Genomic DNA, 20366 nt, shown 5'->3' on the forward strand with positions numbered 1-20366 from the left:
GAGGTCGGTGGGCCGGTGCCCGGTCGCCCCCCTGTGCCGCGGTCGGCCCGGGCCCCTCAGGCCAGAAGATCGAGCCGGAGACGTAGCCACTCGGGCAGCCGAGCACCCTGTCGATCCGGTCCAACACGTTCGGAAGGCCATCGTCGCCGCACTCGGTGTCCATCACCTTCCGTACCCACGCGACGGCCGTCTCGCGCGTCATGGGCAACCGTCTCCACCCTTCGGGAACCGCCTTCAGGCGCGGCTGTCACGCCGGCGAGTCCTGATCGGCCCGGCACCCCCCGAGGCCGGTGAGGAGGCGGACGGGGCCCAGGAGGCCGGAGACGCGTTGGCCGGGGAAGACGAAGTGGGTGGGACCTGAGGCGTCGAGGTGGGGGGCGAGGGTGCCGAACACGGTGACCTCCAGGGTGTGGGGGCCCGGGGCCGCCGTCAGGGCGGTCAGGTCGAAGACGTAAGGGGAGCAGATCCGTACGCCGGCGGGGACGCCGTCGACGGACACCTCCGCGGTGCCGCGCACGCGGCCGAGGTCGAGGGTGACCGGGCCGCCCGCGGCATCGGGTGGCAGGTGCACGGTGCGGCGGTAGCGGACGCCGCCGCTGTACTCGGCGAGGCCGTGGGACTCCCAGTCGCCGGCCCTGATCCGGCCGGCGCCGACCTCGCAGCGCAGCGGCCCGGCGAGGGCGGCCCCGCCTGCGTGGCCCGGGTCCGGCTCCAGCCGCAGGGCGGCGCAGCGTACGCCCGTGGGGGCCTCGCCGCCGGCCAGGTGGACGGTCAGGGTGTGCGGGCCCGCGCCGCCCGCGGTGCTGCCGCGCTCCTCGCCGTCCACGAACACGGTGCCGCCGCCGTGCACCTCCACCGTCAACCGGGTGGCGCCGGGCGGCAGTTCGCACCACAGCCACTCCACCGACGGCCGGCCGCCCGGCACCGCGAACCCGACGGGTACCACGGTGCCGTCGTCGGCGTCCGGGTCCAGCCAGGCGGCACCGGGCAGCGGGTGGGGCCTGCGGCGCAGGTACAGGGCCGCGGGGTCGCCCGCCGGCGCACGGCGTACCACCGACGGCACCCGCTCGCCGTCGCGTTCCGCCCACCAGGTGGCATCGCTGTGCGCGGTCGCGACGAGGGCCGAGGCGTCGTCGTGGCAGGCCGCGTCCACCAGGACGGCGAGGTCGTCGCCGCCCGCGCTCTCCACCACGATCTCGTTGTCGCCCGCGCGCAGGGCCGCGGCCACGTCATGGCGCCGCACGCGCGGCACGGCGTGCTCGGCGTACGGGTCGAAACCGCCCTGCCGGCCCACCACCCGACCGTTGACCCGCAGCACGCACCGGCCCCGCGCGGCGACCTGCACCACGGCGCGCGCGGGCGACCGGGACAGCGACAGCGTCGTGCCGACCCGTACGATGCCCGAGCCCGCGCCACCCGCACCCGCTCCCGCCGCCGTGCCCGTACCCGTGCCCGCCGTCGCAGGCGCGCCAGCAGCCGTAACCGTGCCCGCCGCCGTACCCGTGCCCGCCGTCGCAGGCGCACCCGACGCTGCACCCGTACCCGTGCCCGTACCCGTGCCCGTACCCGTGCCCGTGCCCGTGCCCGTGCCCGTGCCCGTGTCCGCCGTTGCAGGAGCGCCAGCAGCCGTACCCGCACCCGCCGCCGTGCCCGTACCCGCGCCAGCAGCCGTACCCGCTCCCGCCGCCGTGCCCGTACCTGTGCCCGCCGTTGCAGGCGCGCCCGCCGCCGTGCCCGCGTCGCCCTCGACCGCCGTGCCGGGGGCGGCAGTCGCGGCGATCCACTCGGGTCGCCGGTAGCGTGCAGCGTCCCGTACGAGCGCCACGTGCGCCCGCAGATCCGTGTCCTGATCCGGTGTCAGATACAGCTCCAGGAGCTGCCGGCCGGGCTCCAACCGCACGCGGCCCAGGGCGAGATGGCCGCCGTCGTCCAGGGCGACGGGGCGTCCTGCCAGCCGGGCCGACTTCGCGGCGGCGGCGCCGATCGCGAGGTGGCCGTCGAAGGCGTCGGCGAGCAGCAGGTCGACGGCCACCCGCCGGGTCGCCCCCGCGGGCGTCGGGCCGAGGTGGAGGAACTCCTCGGGCACGTGGCCCTTGGGGCCCAGCACCTCGCGGTGCACCGGGTCCTTGTGGATGCCGCGGGAGTCGGACCACTCCAGGGTCCGGACGGTCTGCCCGTCGGCGCCGCGCAGGACGGCGTGCGGCCCGAACGTGGCGTGCGCGGACGGCTCGGCCGGCACCGCGGCGCTCCCCGGCACCGCCCACCCGTCGCGCACGCCGTCCTCGCCGGGTCCTTCCACCCGGTGGCGGAAGGTGCGCAGTTCGGTGCGGGCCGGGCCGTCCGGCCGGGCCGCGGGGCGGTCGAAGTCTCCCCAGGTGTTGTCGGCCGTCGGCACGAGCCGCATGTCCCAGTCCGCGTCGTCGGGGATCACGAGCACCTCACCGCCCCGCGCGGTGGCATCGGCAGCCACCGCCTCCTCCCGCGGCAGGTGCCGGAGCGCGCGACCGGCGGGGAGGACCAGCACCGCGGCCGGCCCGGCGTCGAAGGGCACCTCGACCTCGTGGCAGCCCGGCTCGCGGGGGACCGCCGTGACCGGCAGGGCGCGGGGCGAACCGCCGAACGGGTCGACCAGCAGGGCGAGTTCAGCCGGTTCGCGCAGCCGGACCCGGACCCGTGCGGTGCGCGCGTAGCGGCCGGGGTCGAAGTCGTAGCGCGCGTCGAGCCAGCCCAGCGCGGCTCCGCGCGCGTCGGGCGCGGCGACGGCGGCCATGGTCGCGCGCGGAGCGGCCGCCGTCAGGAACACCACGGTCGCGTCCGCCACTTGGCGGGCGAGCGCGGGGACCGTCGCCTCGACGACCGGACCCGGCCCGTGCGGCAGATCGGCCAGCCGGTCCGCCGCGGGCACGCACACCGCGCGGCCGTCCGCGAAGCACGCCCGCAGCGCGTCGAGCGCGGCATCGGCGCCCGCGCCGACCACCTCCTCGGGCACCGCACCGACCGCGACCAGCCGCCCGCCGGCCGCCGCGAACTCCACCAACTTCCGTGCCGTGTCCGCTTCGAGGACGGTGCACGCGGGCAGCAGGAGCGTCGCGTACCGCTCCTCGGCGACGCACAACCGGGTGCCGTCCGGCTCGCCGCCGCGTACCGTCGCCCGCGCGAGGGAGGAGTCGTCGATGACGTCGGCGTCGCGGCCGAGCCGGTCGAGCAGCCCCGGCCTGGTGCGGAACCAGGTCATGTCGCCGACGAGTTCGAGGTACGTCGCCTGCGCGCGGGCCGCGGCGGCCGAGACGCCGTCCAGGGCGCTGCCGGCCTGCGCGGTCGTGGTGGGCAGCAGCACCGCGACGTCGCACAGGTGGTGGCCGAGGCTCAGGATCGCGCAGAGCCGGGTCACCGCGTCGGCGAAGACCCGGTGGTGGCGCCAGTACGGCTGGCGCCAGTCGGTGCCCGGCGGCGCCCACTCCCACCAGCCGCCCTTGGTCGTGTAGTACACCGCGTGCGGGTTGTAGAGGGTCGCGCCGGCGCGCAGCCACGGCAGCAGCCAGTCGAACGTCTCCTCCAGCGTGCCGCCCCACCCGGTGGAGTGGAACGCCTCGATCCAGGTGCGCCGGCCCCCGTACAGGTGGGCGAGCGAGGAGTGGATACGGGCGTCGCCGTGGTGGTCGGAGCCCGGCGCGGAGAACCAGCGGTGGGTCCTGGCGTAGTCGGCGTACAACTCGACCCCGCCGACCGGGTGTCCGGCGCGGGCGGGGTCCTGCTGGTCGCAGCCGACGAGCAGCCCGTGCCGCTGGTGCCAGCCGGCCAGCGGCCGGAAGAACGCCTCCTCGGCCGCCTCCGCCCGGGTCAGCTGGTAGTCGCGCCGTATCCGACCGGCGTCCGGGCGCGCGCTGTCCGCGTACAGCGCGTCCAGGTGCGGTACGAGGTCGTAGCCGCGCCGCCGCCGGAAGTCCGCGGCGAACCCGGCCGACCAGGTCGGCAGGGACGGCAGTTCGTCCTGGAATGAGCCGACGACCACCGTGCCGAGCCGGTCGCCCAGCCGCCGCTCGAAGGCGCCGTGCACCCGGTCGAGCAGCGCGGCGCACGCCTCGGTGCCGAGGTAGTCGAAGCCGCGCGCCACATGGTGGTGGAGCGTCAGCCGCCAGCGGCCGGGCCCCGGCGGGCGGATGGTCCGGCCGTCGACGGCGAGCGGGACGGTGGGGCCGGTCATCTCGCCTGCCTCGTCCAGCGGTTCCGCGTGGCCGCCGACCGGCTGCCCTTGCGGCGGGCAGCCCAGCTCGCCATCGCTGTCGACGACCGCGCGTACCCGCTCCAGCGCGCGCCCGGCGTAGCGCGGCTGCTCGTCGACGAGACGCGCCTGCAGATCGGCGCCGGAGAAGCCCAACTGGTCGTAGAACCAGAGGAACACGCCCAGTTCGGCCGCGTCCGCGCAGACGCCGTCGAGCAGCGCCCACCAGGCGTCGGTCATGAACGCCGGGTCGTCGGCGTCGGACCCGAACAGCGGCCCCGAGGGCGCCAGGTTGAGGATGACCAGGTTGAACACCCCGCCCTCGGCGAAGCGTTGGAGCTGCGCCCGCAACCGGGACCGGTCCAGCCGCTCCCCGCTCCACCACCAGATGGCGGTGGGCGAGAAGGCCCTGGGGGGCTCGGCGAGGATCGCGGCGATGTCCGCCGGGAGAGCGTCAGCCCTTGAGGCCACCTGCGAACCCCTTGATCACGTAGCGCTGGAGGAAGAGGAAGATGACGAGGATCGGCAGCGCGGCGAGCACCAGACCGGCGAAGACCAGGCCGTAGTCGGAGACGTACTGCCCCACGAACGAGAAGATCGCCACCGGCACGGTCTCCTTGCCGGAGCCGCCCAGGTACAGCAGCGGGGTGAAGAAGTCGTTCCAGATGAAGACCGCGTTCAGGATGATCACGGTGCCGGTGATCGGCCGCAGCAGCGGGAAGACGATCCGGGTGAACGCCTGCCGGTGGTCGCAGCCGTCGATCAGCGCGGCCTGCGCGTAGTCCCGCGGCAGCGCCCGGATGAACCCGGTGTAGAGGAAGACGGTGAACGGCATCTGGATGCCGGTGTAGAAGAGGATCATGCCCTGGTAGGTGCCGAGCCAGCCGAGGTCGTCGACCAGCTTGTACAGCGGGATCATGCCGAGCTGGAACGGGAGGATGATCCCCAGCAGGAACAGGACGTACAGCCCGTAGCCGAGGCCGCTCGCGCACCGCGCCAGGTAGTACGCGCCGGTCGATCCGATCACGATGAGCAGCAGCAGGCTGACGGCGGTGATGATCGCGCTGTTCACCAGGGCGGACCCGAGGGACGCCGACGACCAGGCGTTGTCGAAGTTGTGGAAGGTCGGCGAAGTCGGCGGCGACAGCGGGGAGTCGGCGATCTGCGACGGGCTCTTCAGGGCGAGCGTGAGCAGGGCGTACACCGGGAACAGGAAGACGACCGCGGCCGCGATCATCACCAGCTCCAGCAGGTAGCGCCCGTAGCCGGGGCGCCGTTTGCGGCGCGCGGTGGCGGGGCGCTCGGCCCCGGTACTGACCCCGCCGGCCGTGACGGTACTCACGCGGTGACCTCCCGGGCGCGCAGATAGCGGAGTTGGACCAGCGAGACGGCGGCCACGAACAGCGCGAGGACCAGCGCCACCGCCGTGCTGTAGCCGAACTTCCCGTACACGAACGCTTCCTTGTAGAGCACCGTGGAGAGCGTCTCGCTCGACGTGCCGGGTCCGCCGTTGGTCGCGGCGTACACCTGGTCGAAGAGCTTCAGGCCGCCGATGGTCGACAGCATCAGGTTGACGGTCAGCGCGGGCGCCAGCAGCGGCCAGGTGACGTAGCGGAACCGCTGCCAGCTGCTCGCGCCGTCGATCCGCGCCGCCTCCAGGAGTTCGGCCGGCACGTCCTGGAGCCCGGCCAGGAAGATCACCATCGAGTAGCCGGCGTACTGCCACACCACCATCGCGGCCACCGACCACAGCGTGATCGACGGGTTGCCCAGCCAGTCCTGGCGCAGGCCGCCGAGGCCGACCGCGCCGAGGATGCCGTTGAGGCCCGCGCCGTTGTCGGGGTTGTAGACGTACTTCCACAGGAACGCCACCATCACCGGGCTGACCACGGCGGGCGCGAAGAAGATCACCCGCAGCAGCGTCCTGGACCTGATGTTGGCGTTCACGCCGAGCGCCAGCAGCAGCCCGATGAGGTTCTGCACGACGACGATCGCGACGGTGAGCAGCAGCGTGTTGCTGATGGACTGAAGGGCGCGGTCGTCGCCGAGCAGGGTGTGGAAGTTGGCGAGGCCGACGAACGAGAACGACCCGATGCCTGACCAGTCGGTGAACGCGTAGACCACGCCCGCGATGCTCGGGTAGAGCACCACGAGCGCGTACACGGCCAGCGCGGGCACGACGAAGATCCACGGCGGTACGGTCGGGTCGCGGCGGCCGGGCCGGGGCAGTGCGACGCGCGGTGCCTTCACGACTTCTTCCCGTAGGCCTTGTCCATCTGCGCCAGTGCGCCCTTGACGTCGGTCTTGCCGGCGAGCAGGTCCTGCACGGCGGCGAAGTGGGCCGGCTGCACTTCGGCGTTGGGCCAGCGCTGGTCCATGAACGGCACGGCGTGGTTGGCGTCGATGATCGGCAGGAACTCCGAGAGCACCGGGTCGATCTTGGTGCTGGAGTCGCGGGAGAAGGGGATGGCGGAGACGTCCGCCGCCCAGGCGTTGATGTTCTCCTGCTTGCCGAGGAACTCGATGAACGCCTTGCCCTTGGCCGCGTTCTTCGCCCGCGCCGACACCCCCAGGCCCACCACGATGCCCGCCGGAATCCACAGGTTCGCCGCGTCGTCCCCGCCGGGGAAGGGGAACATGCCCAGGTCGTCAGGGGACTTGGCGGCCTGCCGGAAGTTGGCCAGCACCGAGGACACCTGTACGGCCATGGCCGCCTTGCCGGTGGCGACCATCGAGGTCTGCTGCTCGAACGTGGTGCCGTCGGGGTGGTCGTTGAAGAAGCCCCGCTTCTGCAGGTCCTGGTACTTGCCCATCGCGTCGGCCCAGCCCGAGCCGACGAACGTCGCCTTCCCCGACGCCATCTGGTCGTCGAAGGTGGGGTCCTTGGCGTAGACCGCGTTGGGGACCAGCGCGTAGGTGATCAGCTGGGTGACCCAGGGCGTCTGCGCGCCGAGCGCCAGCGGCACGACACCCTTGGACTTCAACGTGCCGCACACGTCGAGCAGTTCGGCCCAGGTCTTGGGCGGGGTCACCCCGGCGTCGGCGAACACCTTCTTGTTGTAGATGGTGCCGATGACGCTGCTGCCCGCGGAGTACAGATAGGTCTTGCCGTCGTGGCGGTAGGCGGCGTCGAAGCTCTTCGGGATGGTCTTGGTCCACGCCTGGTCGTCGAGGTCGGTCAGCAGGTCGGCCTTCGCCAGCTCGACCATGGACATCGCGCTGCCGCTGCCGGGGTAGAGCACGTGCACGTCGGGGGCGTTGCCGCCGGCGAGCTGGGTGCGGACCACCGTCTGCACCTGGTCGGTGGGCGCGAAGGAGGTGCTGAACGAGACGCCGGTGTGGCCCTTGCGGTAGGCGGCGATCAGGTCCGTGATCGGCTTCTGCTCGTCGGCGACACCGACCACCCGTATCTTGCCGCCGGAGCCGCCCGAACCCGAGCACGCCGTGAGGACCGAAGGGAGCGCGGCCGCGGCCGCGACCCCACCGCCGACGCGGAGCAGTCCTCGGCGGCTCACCGTGCCCCGGTCGGGCTGACTGCGGGAACCCGTGCTCATGGTGTGTCCTCCTCCTGGGGACCGGCGGACGTGGGCGCCGCCGGAGAGAATGCTGCGGTGAAGTGGTAGGAACCCGAGGCCACTTGGTAGCGGGCGTGGCCGGGGCCGGTGTCGATCAGCGTGGAGTGGGCGCCGTCCTCGGGCGCCGCGGCGAGTTCGCGGACCGAGCGCGGATCGGTGGTGGGTACGAAGACCTCGGCGGTGGCGCCGGGCGGCACCTGCACGCGCAGGGTCAGGCGCTCGCCCTCGCGCCGCCAGGCGGCGGCGACTGTGCCCCGCGCCGACTCGTAGCGGGCGCTCGCGTGGCCGAGCGCGCCGGGGCGGGGCCGGACGCGCAGCCGCCGGTAGGCGACGGAGTCCGCGTCCTGGTCCACACCGGCGACGCCCCGGTAGAGCCATTCGCCGATGGAGCCGAGCGCGTAGTGGTTGAAGGAGTTCATCGCCGGGGCCCGGAAGCCGCCTTCGGGCGTCCAGCCGTCCCAGCGCTCCCAGATGGTGGTGGCGCCGTGCCGCAACGGGAAGAGCCACGACGGCACTTCGGTGCGGCGCAGCAGCGCGTGGGCCAGATCGGCGCGCCCGTACGCGTCGAGTACGGGGGCGGCGAGTGCCACCCCGACGAAGCCGGTCTGCAGGGCGGGCCCGGCCGCCTCGACGAGTTCGGCGAGCCGGCGGGCCGCGCCGTCCGCCAGGTGCTCGGGCAGCAGGCCGAAGGCGAGCGCGACCAGATAGCCGGTCTGGGTGTCGCCCGCCAGCCGTACCTGCCCGGCGGGGCGCGGGGTGTCCTCGGCGGGTTCGGTCCGCCCGGTCCGCCCGGCTGGTGCGGTGCTCCCGGCATCCGCGGCTCGCTCGACGCCATCGGCGTCCCCGGTGGTGACGAAACGTGCCACGAACGCCGCTCTGATGGCGGCCGCCAGCCGGTGGTGCTCCTGCGCCACGTCGTGGTGGCCCAGTGCCTCGGCGGCCAGCGCGGTGAGCCGGGTGCTGTGCGCGAAGTACGCGGTGGCGATGACCTCGCGCGGGGTGGGGACGCCGGGGGCGAGCCAGTCCGAGAAGTGCGGGCCCACCCGGTGCCGCCAGATCAGGTCGGGGTTGTGCCGGTGGATCAGGGCGACCCAGGCGCGCATCCCGTCCAGCGCGCGGGAGAGGAACCGCGGGTCGCCGTAGGTGCGGTACAGGTGCCACGGCACGACCACCCCCGCGTCGGCCCAGCCGGGCGCCCCCTCGTCGGCGACGCCGGCCAGCCGCGGCGCGACGTTGGTGAAGCCGCCGTCGGGCGTCCTCGCGTCGTCGATGTCGCGCAGCCACTTGGTGAAGAAGGCCGCCACGTCCGCGTTGAGCGCCGCCGTGGGGAGGAAGACCTGCGCGTCGGCCAGCCAGCCGAGCCGCTCGTCACGCTGCGGGCAATCGGTGGGCACGCTCACGAAGTTGGAGCGCTGGCCCCACTCCACGCAGGCGTGCAGCCGGCGGATGTCCGGGTCCGAGCAGTCGAAGGAGCCCGTCCACGCGGTGTCGCTGTGCAGGGCGACGGCCAGCACGGCGTCCGAGCGCAGCTCCGGTATGCCGCTGATCTCCGCGTAGCGGAAGCCGTGGTAGGTGAACCGCGGCTCGAACGTGCGGTGTCGGCGCCCGTCGCCGATCAGTACGTCGGTGGCCGCGGCCGTGCGCAGGTTGGCCGTGTACAGGCGCTGCTTGTCGTCCAGCACCTCGGCGTGCCGGACCACCACCCGGGCGCCTGCGGCGAGGTCGTCGACCCGGAGGCGTATCCGCCCGGCGAGGTTCTGGCCGAAGTCGACGAGGTGCGTGCCGGGGGAGACGCGGGTGACGGACACCGGCCGGATCTCGGCCATCGCCCGCACGGGTTCGTCGACGGACGCCACCAGCAGCCGGTGGTCGGCGTCCACGACCAGGGCCGGTGACCAGCCGTCGTCGTCGTATCCGGGCGACTCCCAGCCGTCGACGGCCTGCCGCAGGTCGTGGCACTCGCCCCTCAGCAGATCGGCGTACCGGATCGCCCCGGTGCGGGTGACCCAGGTGTCGTCGGTGACGACGGTGCGGACGCTGCCGTCGGCGTGGGTGAGGTGCAGTTCGGCGAGGAACTGCGGGAACGTGCCGTAGTGCGCGCCCGCCCGGCGCGGTTCGAAGCCGACGAAGCCGCTCCACCAGCCGTCGGCGAGCGTCGCGGCCAGCACGTTCTCGCCCGGGCCGACCAACTCCGTGACGTCGTAGGTCTGGTACTGCACGCGGCGGGTGTAGTCGGTCCAGCCCGGGGCGAGTTCGGCGTCGCCGACGCGGGTGCCGTTGAGGCGTACCTCGTACAGGCCGCGCGCGCTGACGTAGAGCCTGGCGCGGACCAAGGGGGACGCGGCGGGGGAGTCCGCGGGGTGCGCCGTGCCCGGAAAGGCCCGCCGCAGCAGCGGGCAGGGGGCCAGACCGTGGTCGTCCAGGGCGAGTTCGCCCTCGGTCGGGGCGTCCATCACGGCGATCGGGTTCGGGTCGTGGGTGATCCACGAAGCCCGCCACGCCGGTTCGGCGGGGCCGCTGCGGTCCGCCGACCGCGACGGCACCGTCATCCCGGTCTCGAACCAGGAGACCGCGCCGGCGGGTTCCTCGCCGGCTGCCGCTGCCTGCGACCACACCTCGACCCGCCAGTGGTAGCGGGTCCTCGGGCGCAGGGCGGGTCCCGCGTAGCCGGCGCCGATCGCCGAGGGGTCCTCCACCCGGCCGCTGTCCCACAGGAGTCGACCGCCCTCGGCCAGTGCTTCGGGCCGTTCGGCGACGCGGACCCGGTAGGCGGCGGGCGCGTCGCCCCGCAGGTCGGACGCCAGCCGCCACGACAGCAGCGGGGCGGGTTCGTCGATGCCGATGGGGGTGGTGCGGTGGTCGCACCGCAGGGCGTACGGCCGCAGTGCGGGCACAGGCACGTCCTCCTCTCACACCATCTACGGCGTGAAGATGATCATCCGTGAATGTGAAAACTAACGTCGATTCTGTGGCGTGGAGACTATGAGCCCCTCGCGAGGGGTGTCAAGAGTCCCGTCGGACCCCCGACCAACCGCCCCCTTTCCGTGACCCACCCCTCACCCGCACCCCTTCGACCGGCGCCACCACGTAAGCGGCGCACCCTTGTGAAGCACGGCCCCTCGGTGATATTCGCGGCGTGATTACCACACGAATGAACGTGAAATCGTCCACGCCGCCGCCCTCGCACCGTTTGGGGGTGCGGGCATTCCGCGGGAGACCCGCACCGACCCAGGGGCGCGGGGAACTGCGCGCTCAGCCACGTGCCGGGCTGAGCCGGGCCGCCGGCCAGGCCCCCGCGGCGGAGTCGCCGGACCACCGGCCGGTGGCGCTGAGCGCGCCGTGCCGCGCACGACCCGCGGGGGTCCGCCACCACGGCGCGTCGCCCGGTTCAGCCCGGCGGCAAGCCACCCGTGTTCGTCGGGCCGTCATCGTGGAAAGGGAACCCTGAGGGGAAGGACGGTGGTCGGGGGATGTACTCGATCGACGCTTTGCGCACCGCGGCCGACGGATACCGCTACCTGGACGAGGGCGGCCACGTGTACCTGGACCACACGGGTGCGGGCCTGCCCGCGCGGGCCCAACTGTGGGCCCACGCGGAACGCATCACGACCGGCTGCTACGGCAACCCCCACTCCGTCAGCCCGGCCTCCGCGGCCTCGGGCGAACTCGTGGAGCGCGCGAGACGCAGGGTGCTGGCCCACTTCGACGCGGACCCGTCCGAGTACGCGGTCGTGTTCACGGCGAACGCGACCGGGGCGTGCCGGCTCGTCGGCGAGGCGTACCCGTTCGCACCGGGCACCCGGTTGGTGCTGACGCTGGACAACCACAACTCGGTCAACGGCCTGCGGGAGTACGCCAGAAGCCGCGGCGCCGACACGGTCTACGTACCGCTGCGGGCACCTCGCCTCGGCGTGGACGCGGAGGCGATGGACGCGGTGCTGGCCACCCCGCCGCCGGGCGGCGGCCTGCTGGCGTACCCGGCGCAGAGCAACTTCAGCGGCGTACGGCACTCGCTGGAGTGGGTCACCCGGGCGAAGGCGGCGGGTTGGGACGTGCTGCTCGACGCGGCCGCCTACGTGCCGACCAACCACCTGGACCTGTCCGCGGTGCACCCGGACTTCGTCGCGGTGAGCTGGTACAAGGTCTTCGGCTACCCGACCGGCGTCGGCTGCCTGCTCGCCCGCCGGGACGCGCTCGCCCGGCTGCGCCGCCCCTGGTTCTCCGGTGGCACCATCCACGTCGCGAGCGCGCAGGGCCAGTGGCACCACATGGCCGACGGGGAGGCCGCGTTCGAGGACGGCACCGTCAACTACCTGAGCATTCCGGACATCGAGTTCGGCCTGGACTGGGTACGCGCGATCGGCACCGACACGATCCACCGCCATGTCACCGCGCTCACCGCGGAGTTGCTGACCGGGCTGGCCGCGCTGCGGCACTCCGGCGGCGGACCGCTGGCCCGCGTCTACGGCCCGCCCGACACCGAGGACCGCGGCGGCACCGTGGCACTCAACCTGCTCGACCCGGCCGGGACGGTCGTCGACGAGCGGATCGTCGCCCGTGACAGCGCCGCCCGCCGGATCTCGCTGCGCACCGGCTGCTTCTGCAACCCCGGCACCGGGGAGGCCGCGTTCGCGATCGACCGGCACACCCTGGGCGGCGCGGTGCGCACCGCCACCGGCACCATCGACGACTACCTCGGCCGGCTCGGCCTGCCCTCAGGCGGCGCGGTCCGGGTCTCCCTCGGCCTGTCCTCCAGCCGCACGGACGTCGAGGCATTCCTGGACTTCGTGGCCACCGGCTATCGCGACCGCACCCCGGACCCGGGCGGACTCAGCCCCCGGCTGGTGTGCTGAGCGCGACCGCGGGCACCGGGGCCGCCCGGGGCGCCGGCCGGCCGACGGTACGGCACCGGCCGGCCAGCACCGCCCACGCGCCGGCCAGGAACAGCGCGGTGAACCCCGCCAGCAGCAGCCAGTCCACCCACACCGCGCGCCCGAACGAGTTCCCGTACGACGCCAGCAGCGGCGGGCCCAGCGGCGAGGAGCCGTGCGCCCACAGCCCCGGCAGCCCGATGCCGCCGCCCAGCCCCTCGAACGCCCACCGGTTGGTCATCGCCGCGCTCAACACCCGCCCGGCCCACGCCATTTGCGGTACCGGTACGAAGGCGCCGGAGAACAGCACCTGCGGGAAGCACAGCAGCGGCAGCATCAGCGTCGCCTGCTGCGGCTCGGCCACCGACGCCGACGCCAGCAGCCCGAGCGCCAGCGCGGCGGCCGACGCCAGCAGCACCGTGGTGAACAGCGAGCCGTACGTGCCCCAGCCGGCCGCCGGCAGCCGGTCGAGGCCGCGCAGCACCGCGAGCAGCAGCGCGTCCGCCCCGGCCAGCACCGGCATCAGCAGCGCGGCCTTCGACAGCAGGTACGGGCCCAGCCGCAGCGCGGTGAGCCGCTCCCTGCGCACCACCGGCAGTTCCGTACTGACCTGGAGCAGGCCGTAGGTCAGCCCGAAGAAGAAGCCGCCGAACGCGATCCAGAACAGGATCATCGCCGCGGAACCCGGGCTGGGCGCGGCCGGGTCGAAGGCGCCCGGGCGGAAGAGCAGCGCGAACATCGCGGCGATCACCACCGGTGAACCCACCACGACGGCGGCGGTCAACCGGCTGCGCAGCATCAACTCGGTGCTGCGGCGGGTCAGCAGCCACCACTGGCCGACCGCGCCGAGGGGCCGATCCGGGTCCGGGTGCGGGCTGAGGTCCAAGCTGAGCTTCGGGTTGTGGTGCGGGTCCGGGTTCAGGTCCGGGTCCGTGGCCAGGCCCGGGGACGTTCGGCCGGCGGACTGGGCCGGCAACTCCCTTGCCACAAAGCCGGGTTCGGGCAGCTCCGGCAGCTCCCGCGCGCCCCGGCGGGCCACCGCCGCGTACACCTCCTCGACCGTGGGCACCGCGAACGCCTGCGTCAGGTCCTGCGGGCGACCCAGGTAGCCGGGGTGGCCGTCGGGGGTGAGGAAGAGCACCCGGTCGCAGCGGGCGAGGTCGGCGGGTGCGTGCGTGGTCAGCACGACCGTCACCCCCTCGCCGGCCAAGTCCCGCAGGGTCCGCATGAGTTCGGCGCCGGTCGCCGGGTCGAGCCCGGTGGTCGGCTCGTCCAGGAACAGCACCCGCGGCCGGGTCAGCAACTCCACCGCGATACAGGCCCTGCGCCGCTCGCCCTCGCTCAGCGTCCGCACCCGCTGGGTGGCCCGCGCGGACAGCCCGACCGCGGCCATCGCGCCGTCCACCGCCGCGGCACGCCGCTCCGCGCCGGCCGCCGCCGGCATCCGCAGCCGCGCCGCGTAGGACAGCGCCCGCACCAGCGGAAGGTCCTCGTGCATGACGTTGCCGTGCGGCAGGTAGCCCAGCGCGGGCCGCAGTCCCGCCGGGTCGGCGCCGTCGTGCAGCACCCGGCCGCGCGAGGGCAGCCGGATGCCGGCCAGGATCTCCAGCAGGGTGGTCTTGCCCGACCCGCTGCCGCCGGCCAGCGCCAGCACCTCGCCGGGCGCGACCGCCAGGTGCACCCCGCTCAGCGTCTCCCGCCCGCCGCGCACCCGCTGCCCCACGCCGTACGCCGCCACCTCGAGACCGATCCCGCCGGTACGGCCCGTGCCGCCCGTCGCGCCGCCCCCGCCCGTGTCGACCATGCCACCCGCGTCGCCCATGCCGCCCGCCTCGCGCCTCGCCCGCCGTCCGGTTCCGCTTCCCGGTCCCGCGGTCCCGTCCCGGAGTCCGGTCCCGCACTCCGTGCGGACTCCTACCCCCGGGCGGCACGTAGCGTACGCGAGGCGGGCCGGTGGCCGGCCCGGAGACAGCGGGCCGGCGAGCGGTCCTGACGGCCGTAAGGTGCGGTGCCGGGCGGCGGCGTACGGGCCCGGGTCACCGGAGGCGCGGTGAACGGTGTCCCGCGGATGGATGAATACTGCGGGCCGTCGACGATCCGCCGACTCGCGGGTACGGGGATGCGGCGCCGTCGCAATACGCTGGTCCCGCGCGGCCGTTCCGAGCCGCAGCCGAACCTGCCGGGCCCGGGTGGCCGCCGGCGCGGGCCGCCGCGGCGGTGCGCCGCGCCGCCGCGTTGCCCGTATCCTCGCCCTCTCAGCCGAATGGGAGCCCGCACGATGTCCGCAAGTCCCCTTGCCCTGCCACCGGTACGGCTGCTGCCCGCGGACGTGCTCGCCCGGCAGGCGCTGGCCGCGCCGCTGCTGGACCGCGCGCTGCGGCTGACCCGGTGGGCCGGGGAGCAGCGCCGTGTCGACGGCATGGGTGAACTGCTGGACGACGAACTCACCTCCGCCGTGCAGGCGTTGGGCCTGACCGGTGACGAGGGACCGCTCGACGCCTTGCAGGCGTGGGGTGTTGCCGTGGACACCGGGCTGCTCGTGCTGGAGATCGAGGAGGAGGCCGAGGAGTCCACCCCGCCCGGCGAGGCGGCCGGGCAGGCGGTGCCCGGTGAGGTGTACGCGCGGATCGGCCAGGGTGGCGCGGCGGACGGCGCGGACCCGTACGACGTGCTCGACCTGTGGCTCGGCGCGGTGGAGTGCGCGCTGGCCGAGACCACCGCGCCCGACTACGACAACCTGCTCGGGGACCCGGACGGCGACGGCGAGGCGATCAGCCCGGAGGAGGCCGACCGGGAGGCCGAGGAGGAGGCCGAACTCCTCGACGCGGCACTGGTCAACCTGTACGCGCTGTCGGCGCTGGATGTGGCGGACGCGGAGACCGGGGGAGCGAGCGCGGAGCCCGCAGGTGCGGACGGGGACGGTGCGCGGGACGGCCGGGCCGTGCCGCTGCCCGTGCTCGCGGCCTCCTTGGTGCTCCCCGACGAGATGGAGCAGCCCAGCGAGGCCGTCCTCGAAGAGGTCACCGCCGTCATGCTGCGGCTGGACGAGCACTTCCGGCTGCTGGAGGCCACCGGCCTGGTGGCGTACACGCCGATGGACGAGGCGCTGATCGAGGAGGCCGACGACGAGGGCGCCGCGGCGCTCGGCGAGCCGGACGACGACGAGATCGCCCGCTACGGCGCGGTCCGGCTGACCCCGCTCGGCGTGTACGGCGTGCGCGAGCGGCTCGCCGACGCGGGGGCGTACGCGCCCGTGCTCGGTGACCTCGCGGAGGCCGGCGCGGACGAGCTGCTGGGCGCGCTCGGCTCCTACCCGGACCACGCGGTGCGGATCGAGGCGGAGGCGTGGCTCGCCCGGCGCGAACCGGCCGCCGCGGCAGCGGAGTTGCTCGCCGCCGCGAAGGGGGACGGCGCGGACGGGCCCACCCGGCGGCTGGTCTGCCAGCAGGTGCTCGCGGTGCTCGGCGCCGAGGCCGAACCGGCGGTCCGCGACGTCCTCGACGACCCGCACCTCGGCGGGCTCGCCCGGGTCTGGCTCACCGAGCGGCACGCGCCCGACGTCCCCTCGCCCACCACCGACATGGTCTACTGGCTCACCATCGACACCGTCGCGGCCCAGCTCGCCGCCGACGGCGACTCCGACGAACTCGCCGCCCTCATCACCGAACTCGTCGCCCGGCACGAGGAGTTCTTCGCCGACGCCTGGCGGGTCGAGCACCCCGCCACCGCCGCCGTCCTCGAAGCGATCGGCCGCCTCCACCCCGACCGCCCCACCGCCAAAGCCTCCCGCAAGGCAGCCTTCAAGGCCCGCTCCCGCTCCCGGAACTAGGGCTTTTCGGTCCCTGGCTCCGGGGTGCGCGCCCCGGGCCGGGAGGCGGGTGCGCCGGGTACGAGCCAGGCGGGCAGTGCGGCGGCGACCGCCGAGACGAACAGCCGGCGGTCGCGGGGCGCGGGCAGGGAGATCCACGCCTCGACGACGCCGGCCTCGCCGTGGGCCACGAAGCGGCTGTGGGCCTCGGTGCGCCAGGCGACGGACCCCTCGCCGTCGGGCAGGAGATGCGGGTCGCGTGCGAGGAGGGCGTGCACGGACGCGGTGAAGTGATCGACGAGCAGGCGGTACAGGATCGCGCTGCGCTGCCCGGCGAGCCCCGCGGTGTACAGGGCGTCGTGGCGCTCCAGGTGGTCGGCCAGTTCGTTGGACGCGCGCTCCCAGATCTCGTCCGCGGGCAGCCGGGCGGCGACGGTGTCGGCGATCCAGTTCGCCCGGATGCGGTCCAGCTCCGCGTACAGCACCTCCTCGAGGACGTGCGCGGGGCTCGCGGCGTGCTTGTAGAAGGTGGTGCGGTTGACCCGCGCGGCGCGCACCAGGTCCGCCACCGCGATCTCCTCCACCGGTTGCCGCGACGCCAGCAGCAGCACGGCCTCGCGCAGCCGCTGCCGGGTCCGCAGCACCCGGACGTCGACGGTATCCGCGGCGACGGTATCCGCGGCCGGGCCCGCGGCGGCGGAACCCTCGGGGGCGGGGCTTTCGGCGCCGGGCGGCGAGGACGCCGAGGGTCGAGGGCGCTGCGAGGACTCCGAGGCTCGCGGCGGCTGCGACGGCTGCGACGGCGTGTGCGGCAAGGGCTCCGGCATACCAGGAGTGTAGCCCGTACCGTACCTGACAAGCGCTGATCGACAGGTGTCTCTTTTCTTTTCGGCTCATCGGTGCCACACTTCGAACATGGCGGCGCTGCCTGCGACCACTTCGCGGGGGCGCCCCATCGACCGCGTCCGCGCCGACACTCGCCGAGCCCACCGGCCCCGCGCGGCCTACTTCCCGGTGCCGCCCACCCGGCGGCTCCGACGGTCCGCACACGAAAGAAGCACCATCATGAAGGCATCCGTCACCAAGGGCCTGGGGCAGGGTTTCGTCGTCGAGGAGGTCGAGCTCGCCGCCCCGATCGGGTACGAGGTCCGCGTCCAGGTACGGGCCTCCGGCCTGTGCCACTCCGACCTCAGCGTCGCCACCTTCATCGGCGGCGAGTTCCCCGTCGTGCTCGGCCACGAGGTGGCGGGCGTCGTCACCGCGACCGGTCCGGACGTCACGCAGGTGAAGACCGGCGACCATGTCGTCGGCAGCCTGATCCAGTACTGCGGCTCCTGCGTGAACTGCCTCAGCGGTCGTACGCACATCTGCCTGCACCCCGAGTACACGCTGCGCGCCCCCGAAGAGGCGCCCCGGCTGTCCTGGAACGGCGCTCCGGTCGCGCAGGGCATGGGCCTCGGCGGCTTCGCCCAGGAGACGCTCGTCCACGAGAACCAACTCGCCGTCATACCCGACGAGATGCCCTGGGCGCCCGCCGCGCTCATCGGCTGCGGCGTGCTCACCGGCGCCGGCGCCGTGCTGAACAGCGCGAACGTCCAGCACGGCGAGACCGTCGTGGTGATGGGCGCCGGCGGCGTCGGCATGAACGCGGTCAGCGGCGCCCGACTCGCCGGCGCCGGGAAGATCATCGTGACCGACATCGAGGACGGCAAGCTGGCGCGCGCCAGGGCCTTCGGCGCCACGCACGTCGTCAACTCCCGCGAGACGGACCCGGTCGAGGCGGTCCGCGACATCACCGGCGGGGGCGCCCACCACGTGTTCGACTTCGTCGGCGCCCGCCCGGTGACGGCGCAGGGCCTGCGGATGCTCGGCAGCGGCGGCGGCCTCTACCTCATCGGTGTCGCCGGCAACGACGCGGGCGTCGAGGTCTCCACGATGGCGGCGCTGGGCGGCTCGCAGAAGGTGCAGGGCGTCTACATGGGGTCCTCCCACCTCAAGCGGGACATCCCGTTCTACGCCTCGATGTACCTCCAGGGCCGGATGAACCTCGACGACCTGGTCTCCAAGGAGATCGGCCTGGCCGACATCGAGGAGGGCTACGAGGCGCTGAAGGACGGCACGACCGCGCGCGTGGTCATCACCGACCTGTCCTGACCGGGCGCGACCTGTCCTGACCGGGCGCGAGCCGTCCAGGCCGGGGGCGACCGGGGCGGGGCCCGCGTCGCGCCCGCCCCGCGGGACCCCGCCCCCGGGCTTCCGCCTCCCTCCCCCCGTGGTGAGGGAGGCGGAACGTTCCGGTCGGCCGCCGCCGAGGCGGAACGTTACGGCTAGCAGCCGTTCAGGACCGAGCTGATCGCGGACTTCTCCGCGCTGTCCACGGACAGGCCGTAGTAGTGCTTGACCTGCACGTACGCGCGCAGGTAGGTGCACTGGTAGGACGCCTGGGGCAGCCACTCCGCCGGGTCGTCGTCACCCTTGGAGCGGTTGGAGTGCGCGGAGACCGCGACGAGTTGGGGGCGGGTGGTGTCGTTGGCGAACGCCTGGCGCTGCGCGGTGGTCCACGCCCACGCGCCGGAGTCCCACGCCTCGGAGAGCGGCACGAGGTGGTCGATGTCGAAGGTCGACGGATCGGTGGTCGTGACACCGTCGTACGGGCTGGTCCAACTGCCGGAAGTGGCCTTGCAGGCGCTGTCGGTCACGACGCCGGAGCCGTCCCGCTTGATGACGTACTCCCGGGTGTCGCAGGTCCCGGAGATCGTGATCCAGGTCGGGAAGAGGCTGCGGTCGTACGTCGACGCGTGCGTCTCGGGCGTCGCGGTCATCTCGGAGAGGTACGTGCGCGCCGTGGAGGCGGCGATGGGCGTCGGCAGCGCGGCCTGCGCCGTGCCGCTGCCGGTGAGGAGGATCGTGGCCGCGAGCACGACGGCCCCGGCTGACGCGCAAATGCCGCGCAGGAGACGGGTTTTGGGCATGGCTGAGCGCTCCCGTGACTAGAGGGTCGGAAGGTGCGGGGGAGTTGCCCCTCCAGCGTCCCGGTCTCCGGTCTATGCGGGTAGACAGCCGTCGGTAAATTTTAGGTGACCATGACATTTTGTTCGCTGACGGCATGGAAACGGCCCGGTTCCGTACGGGAACCGGGCCGTGTGTTCGAACGCCAGGGCCCTGCCGCGGAGTTGCGGCAGCCGATCCGGGGTCGGGGCGCGCGGCCGGCGCCCCTCCCGTCGTGCTGCTAGAGCGCGGCCGCGCCCGGCTCGACCATCGCCTTCGCGGTGCGGCCGTCCGCGAAGGTGCCGAGCGCCGTCATCTCCCACTCGCCGGAGTTCTGCTTGACCATCTTGGCCATCAGCACCCCGCGCCGCGCCTCCCCGTGGGTGAGGTCGAAGCGCACCATCTCCTCGCCGGTGACGGCGTCGAAGAGCCGGCAGTACGCCTTCGCGACCTTGTTGAACTTCTGCCCGCTGTAGGAGTTGACGGTGAAGACCAGGCCGGTGGCGTTCGCCGGGAGCGCGCCGAGGTTGATGGAGATGACCTCGTCGTCGCCGGAGCCGGCGCCGGTCAGGTTGTCCCCGGCGTGCTGGACCGCGCCGCCCAGGACGCTCAACTTGCCGAAGTAGCAGGTGGCGAGGTGCTCGCGCTGCGGCCCGTAGACGATGACCGAGGCGTCCAGGTCGATGGCCCGGCCGCCGAACGCGGGCTCCCAGCCCAGCCCCATCTTGACCGTCGACAGCACCGGGCGGCCCGCCTTGACCAGCGAGACCGACTGGTTCTTCTGCAGGTTCACCCGGCCCTTGTCGAGGCTGATCTTGCCGGCGCCGGGCGCGGCCGCCGGGGGAGCCGGCGGCGTCGCCGCGGGCGGCGGCGGGAACTGCGCGGCGGGCGGGCCCGCGGGG

The 20366-nt window shown here is 73.9% G+C and carries 12 protein-coding genes; 3 read left to right on the forward strand and 9 right to left on the reverse strand.

The window, feature by feature from the left end; genetic code table 11:
- Positions 1 to 247: 247 nt before the first annotated feature.
- The 5 genes from AB0399_RS27760 to AB0399_RS27780 are packed head-to-tail and all read right to left on the reverse strand — an operon-like array spanning position 248 to position 10697.
- Positions 248 to 4693: a glycosyl hydrolase gene (locus tag AB0399_RS27760; protein ID WP_366413208.1), complete on the reverse strand. Its 4446-nt coding sequence runs from the start codon at positions 4691 to 4693 to the stop codon at positions 248 to 250.
- Positions 4677 to 5564, reverse strand: coding sequence for a carbohydrate ABC transporter permease (locus AB0399_RS27765; RefSeq protein WP_366413209.1), 888 nt, complete (start codon positions 5562 to 5564; stop codon positions 4677 to 4679). Before AB0399_RS27765 ends, AB0399_RS27760 begins: the two co-directional genes overlap by 17 nt.
- Positions 5561 to 6472 carry a sugar ABC transporter permease gene (locus AB0399_RS27770; RefSeq protein ID WP_329370639.1) on the reverse strand — a complete coding sequence of 304 codons (912 nt, stop codon included), beginning with the start codon at positions 6470 to 6472 and terminating at the stop codon, positions 5561 to 5563. The genes AB0399_RS27765 and AB0399_RS27770 overlap by 4 nt, the downstream gene beginning before the upstream one ends.
- Entirely contained in the window at positions 6469 to 7776 is a 1308-nt protein-coding gene (locus AB0399_RS27775; protein WP_366413210.1) for an extracellular solute-binding protein, read from the reverse strand. The genes AB0399_RS27770 and AB0399_RS27775 overlap by 4 nt, the downstream gene beginning before the upstream one ends.
- On the reverse strand, positions 7773 to 10697 hold the full coding sequence (locus tag AB0399_RS27780) for a family 78 glycoside hydrolase catalytic domain (protein WP_366413211.1): 2925 nt from the start codon (positions 10695 to 10697) through the stop codon (positions 7773 to 7775). The genes AB0399_RS27775 and AB0399_RS27780 overlap by 4 nt, the downstream gene beginning before the upstream one ends.
- 570 nt (positions 10698 to 11267) lie before the next feature.
- Here AB0399_RS27780 and AB0399_RS27785 point away from each other — a divergent pair.
- Positions 11268 to 12650 (forward strand): aminotransferase class V-fold PLP-dependent enzyme, encoded by a 1383-nt coding sequence (locus AB0399_RS27785; protein WP_366413212.1) that lies wholly within the window; start codon positions 11268 to 11270, stop codon positions 12648 to 12650.
- On the opposite strand, the gene AB0399_RS27790 is transcribed toward AB0399_RS27785, so the two are convergent.
- Positions 12628 to 14490 (reverse strand): ATP-binding cassette domain-containing protein, encoded by a 1863-nt coding sequence (locus tag AB0399_RS27790; RefSeq protein ID WP_366413213.1) that lies wholly within the window; start codon positions 14488 to 14490, stop codon positions 12628 to 12630. The two genes, AB0399_RS27785 and AB0399_RS27790, sit on opposite strands and share 23 nt — an antisense overlap.
- A gap of 456 nt (positions 14491 to 14946) precedes the next feature.
- Between AB0399_RS27790 and AB0399_RS27795 the strand changes: the two genes are divergently transcribed.
- Entirely contained in the window at positions 14947 to 16497 is a 1551-nt protein-coding gene (locus AB0399_RS27795; protein WP_366413214.1) for a hypothetical protein, read from the forward strand.
- Here the strand turns inward: AB0399_RS27795 and AB0399_RS27800 are convergent.
- The gene (locus AB0399_RS27800) at positions 16494 to 17303 is read right to left on the reverse strand and encodes a TetR/AcrR family transcriptional regulator (protein ID WP_366413215.1); all 810 of its coding nucleotides are present in this window, start codon (positions 17301 to 17303) and stop codon (positions 16494 to 16496) included. The genes AB0399_RS27795 and AB0399_RS27800 overlap by 4 nt on opposite strands.
- A 238-nt stretch (positions 17304 to 17541) precedes the next feature.
- Between AB0399_RS27800 and AB0399_RS27805 the strand changes: the two genes are divergently transcribed.
- Complete coding sequence (locus AB0399_RS27805; protein WP_366413216.1) at positions 17542 to 18630, forward strand: zinc-binding dehydrogenase; 1089 nt, start codon at positions 17542 to 17544, stop codon at positions 18628 to 18630.
- A 173-nt stretch (positions 18631 to 18803) separates the two neighbouring features.
- On the opposite strand, the gene AB0399_RS27810 is transcribed toward AB0399_RS27805, so the two are convergent.
- Complete coding sequence (locus tag AB0399_RS27810) at positions 18804 to 19448, reverse strand: HNH endonuclease family protein (RefSeq protein ID WP_329370649.1); 645 nt, start codon at positions 19446 to 19448, stop codon at positions 18804 to 18806.
- A gap of 257 nt (positions 19449 to 19705) precedes the next feature.
- Positions 19706 to 20366, reverse strand: a 661-nt coding sequence (locus AB0399_RS27815) for a TerD family protein (RefSeq protein ID WP_366413217.1), incomplete at its 5' end; no start/stop codon positions are given.

Source organism: Streptomyces sp. NPDC088194 (assembly GCF_040702025.1).
In the GTDB taxonomy this organism is placed as follows: Bacteria; Actinomycetota; Actinomycetes; order Streptomycetales; family Streptomycetaceae; genus Actinacidiphila.